The sequence below is a fragment of the Paenibacillus ehimensis NBRC 15659 genome, from assembly GCF_004000785.1.
Lineage (GTDB): Bacteria > Bacillota > Bacilli > Paenibacillales > NBRC-103111 > Paenibacillus_G > Paenibacillus_G ehimensis.
Genome location: NZ_BILX01000153.1, coordinates 1 through 4572, shown reverse-complemented (window position 1 = coordinate 4572; position 4572 = coordinate 1). Strand labels below are relative to the sequence as shown.

Below are 4572 nucleotides of genomic sequence, written 5' to 3'. Positions count from 1 at the left end.
GGTCCGCGCATACCTGTGCCGCGATTTGACGGTAATGCAGCCCCATCCGGGCGATCGTCCCGGCGTGGAACAATCGGGTGCAGTATTCGAAGCTGCATGCGAAGGCCTGCTCGTTCTCCATGACGTGAAGCGTCAAATCGAATTTGGAGATGCGGTGTTCTCTCGGGATCGGCTTCAAGCGGAGACCGGCAAGCTTGCCGTCGGTCCCTTCCTTCAGATGGCTCATGTTGAACATCACATCGAACAGCGGATTCCGGCCCGGGTCCCGTTGAACTTGAATGTTATCCAGCAGCGTCTCGAACGGATAGCTTTGATTCTCGTAAGCCTCAAGCGCATGGTCCCGGACTTCCTTCAAAAATTCACGATAGCTCTTCTCTCCCGCCGCTTGATTCCGCAGCGCCAACGTATTGACAAACATGCCCACGATGTTCTGCAGATCGGCGTGCGGTCTTCCCGCAATCGGACTTCCGATCACGATATCGTCCTGACCGCTGTATTTGGCCAGCAGGATATGGAAGAGGGAGAGCATGACCATATGCGTGGTACTGCCCGTCTCCCGGGCGATCCCCCGGATGCCCTCCGTCAGCCGTTCGTCCAGGGCGAAGTGGCCGAGGTCCCCTTCAAAGCTCTGCGCGGCGGGCCGCCCGTAATCGTACGGCAGAAGGAGCACCGGAATTTCGCCGGCGAACCGCTCTGTCCAATAAGCCTCCTGCCGTTTCATTTCCTCCGATTGCACCAATTTATTTTGCCATGCGGCGTAATCCTTGTACTGCAGGCGCAGCGGCTCCGGCTCCTTGCCGTTATACAGCTCCGTGAAATCGTTCAAGACGATGTCGAGCGATACGCCGTCGCTAACGATATGGTGCATATCGACGAAGAGATACGCGGCATTCCCGCTCTTGACGAGCTCCGCCCGGAACAAAGGAGCCTGCCCCAGATCGAAAGGCCGGACGAAGCGCCGAATCAGCGATTCGAGCTTTTGGCCGTTCTGTGCGCTTCTTTCCAGCCGGAACGAAGCGCCGGAATGAATGACCTGCACAATCTCGCCGTCCCTATCCTCGAACGAGGTGCGTAACGACTCGTGTCTTCGGACCAGCGCCCGGAAGGCCGCTTCGATCCGGTCCGGATCGGCCTCGCCGTCGATCTCGCAGAGTATCGGCATGTTGTAGGCAATCCCTTGTTCGAGCTGTTGAACCAGATACATCCTTTTCTGGGCGGAGGAGGTGGCATAATACGCTTGCTCCCCGCACGGCTCGATCGTTTCATAGCGGTTTTCCCGGCCGTTTTCGATAACGGCGCTCAGCTCCCGGATGGTCGGATTTCGGAATATTTCCTTTAACGGCACTTCGACGTTGAACTGTTTATGGAGCTTGCCGGTAAGAACGGTCGCTTTTAACGAATGGCCCCCCATGTGGAAAAAGTTGTCGTGAACGCCGATGTTCTCAAGCCCCAACACTTCGCGCCAGAGGCCCGCCAGCTTGGCTTCAGTCTCGTTGCGCGGCGCGGAATACGGGGCGCCCGTCCGAATGCCTCCCTCGGGCTTCGGCAGCGCCTTGCGGTCTATTTTTCCGCTTTGCGAGGTGACGGGCAGCTCTTCAAGCTGGACGAAGTAAGCAGGGATCATGTAGTCCGGCAGCATCGTCTTCAGAGCCTCCCGGAGCTCCAGCAGCACAAATTCGCGGTCGCCCGCAAAATAAGCGCACAGCTCGTTGTTCCCTTGATCGTCGGGAATTACCAGCACGACGGCTTCGCGAATTCCCTCGATGCCGAGCAGCCGGGCTTCGATCTCGCCCAGTTCGATGCGGTAGCCTCTTATTTTCACCTGATGATCGATCCGCCCCAAATATTCGATATTGCCGTCGGCGAGCCAGCGGGCCATATCGCCGGTACGATACATGAGCGTGCCGGGAGACCACGGATTAGGGACAAACTTCTCGCGGGTCAGCTCGGGCTTATGCAGGTATCCTCGGCCGACCCCCGCCCCGCCGACGTACACCTCGCCGGCTACGCCGACCGGCTGCGGCTGCCCGAACGGGTCCACGATATAGATCGAAGCGTTGCTGATCGGCCGGCCTACGGGAGGCTGCTCCAAGATGGTTCCCTGCGGCGACATGATGTACATGGTCGTCACATGCGCCTCGGAAGGGCCGTAGTGATTGTGCAGCGTGACTCCCTGCTCCCGCATGTAACGCCGCAGCGCGGGTCCGACGACCAGCGCTTCCCCCGCCGCAACCAGATGCTGTACGCTCTTCGGCCATACCGATTCGTAAGTAGGATCGTTCCAAACAAACTTGACAAAGGAGGCCGGCAGCAGCATCGCCCGGATGTCCCGCTCCTCCACGAAACGGAAAAGCGCAACCGGGTCCTGGCGCATCTCCTCTTCAATCAAATAGACGGTTCCGCCGGCAAGCAGCGTGGAAAAGATTTCCTGATAGCTCACGTCAAAGCTGTATGAAGAATACTGAAGCACATTTTTGTCGAAAGGAATCGACGTATGCTCGTATTGGTGCATAATCAGGTTAATCAGGTTACTGTGCTTCATCATGATCCCTTTCGGACTGCCTGTCGTGCCCGAGGTATAAATGATGTACGCCAGCTGTCCGCTGTCGTTTTGAACCTGTCGGCGTGCCGCGCCGGAGCGGCCGCTTTCGGACATCATCTCTTCCATGATGCGGACTTGCCCTTGATACGCCAAATGGCCGATCGTCTGCGCGGCATCGACAAGCAGACATGACACCCGGGAATCCTCAAGCATATAAGCAATGCGTTCCGCCGGATAAGACGGGTCCACCGCCAGAAAAGCCGCGCCCGCTTTCAAAATGCCGAGCAGGCTGATCACCATAAGAGGCGACCTGCCGGCCATCAGGCCGACAATGCTGCCTGTGCCGATCCGGTCATGCTGGAGCGCCAGTGCCATCCGGTCGGACAACCGGTCAAGCTCCCGGTACGTGAGCCGCTCTTCGCCGAAAACGAGAGCCGTGCGGTCCGGCGTTCTGTCCGCCTGCTCTTGGAACAATTCGTGCAGGGTCAGATCGGGCACCTGCAACGCCGGTCCGTTGGTCCACGCCTGCAAACAAAGCAGATCCTGGCTGCCCAGCAAATTCGCTTTACCGAGCGAAATCTCCGGATCGGAGACAACGTGCTGCAGCAGCACGATGAAATTGTCCCTCCAGCGCGCGATGGTGCCGGGTTCAAACAGCGCCGTGGCATACTCCAAGGTGCAATGCAGCCGATCCCCCTGTTCGCTCACAAACAGCGACAAGTCGAATTTCGAGACCGGGTTGTCCAGCTCATACGAAGATACCTCGACCTCAGCCATGGACAGCTCGAATTGCTCCATATTTTGCAGCGCGAACATGACGTCAAAAATCGGGTTGCGGCTGATATCCCGCTGCTGGACCACTTGTTCGACAAGCTCTTCAAACGGATAATCCGCATGCTCGTACGCGGACATCGTAATTTCTTTCACTTCTTCGACATATTGTTTGAAGGTTTTTTCCCTTGCCGGCGCGGACCTGATGGCGAGCGTGCTCACAAACATGCCAAGCAGGCCTTGGAGCTCTGCATGCGGCCGCCCGGCTACCGGCGAACCGACAATCAGCTCTTCTTGGCCGCTAAGCCGCGCAAGCAGGGCGCTAAAGGCAGCCAGCAGCACCATGTACAGCGTCGCGCCGCTCGCGCGGGCCAGCTCCCGAACTTCGGCCGACAGCGCGGCGTCCAGCTCGAACTCGAGCCGCGCACCATCGAAGCTGCGCACCGCCGGACGCGGATGATCCGCCGGCAGATTCAATACCGGCAGTTCCCCGGCGAACCGTTCCAGCCAATACGCTTCCTGTTTGCCGTAGGCCGGACTTTGCTTGAAGGCCTGCTGCCACACCGCATAATCCCTGTACTGCAGCCGCAGCGGCTCCAGCTGCTCTCCGGCGTACAGCCTCGTCAATTCATGGACAAAAATCCCCATCGAAGTGCCGTCCGAAACGATATGGTGCATATCGAACAGCAGCAGATGCTCTGCCTCGCCAAGCCGCACAAGGCTCGTGCGAAGCAGCGGAGCTTCGCTGAGGTCGAACGGGTGGAGAAAAGCCTGAATTCGCTCGGCAGCTACTCTTTCGTTCGCTTCTTCGTAGGATATCGCATAGGCTGCCGCGCTTTGCACCCGCTGTACCGGCTCCCCGTTAACTAAGGTAAACGAAGTGCGCAGCGCTTCGTGACGGGCGATCAGCGCCCCCAGCGCGGCTTCCAACCGTTCGCGATCGAGCGCTCCGGACAGCCGCAGCGCCACCGGCATATTGTAGCTGAGCTCCGCGCCTTCGAGCTGCTGCAGGACGTACAGCCGCTTTTGAGCCGAGGACAGCGGGTAATACTCCCGCTCCTCCGCCCGCTTCAGCGCTTCATAGGTCCCGCCCTCCGCCGCCGCTTCCAGCGCGTCCGCCAAGCTGGCGACGGTAGGCGTGAGGAACACCTGCCGCACGGAAATCTCGACATCCAGCGCCTGATGGATGCGCGAGACCAAGATCATCGCTTTCAGCGAGTGTCCTCCCAGATCGAAGAAATGATCGTGGATACCGACGC

1 protein-coding gene is annotated in these 4572 nt (G+C 59.0%); it reads right to left on the bottom strand.

Annotation, left to right across the window (positions count from 1 at the left end):
* On the bottom strand, window positions 1-4572 hold a 4572-nt coding region (locus PEH01S_RS33885), incomplete at both ends, for a non-ribosomal peptide synthetase (protein ID WP_127490422.1).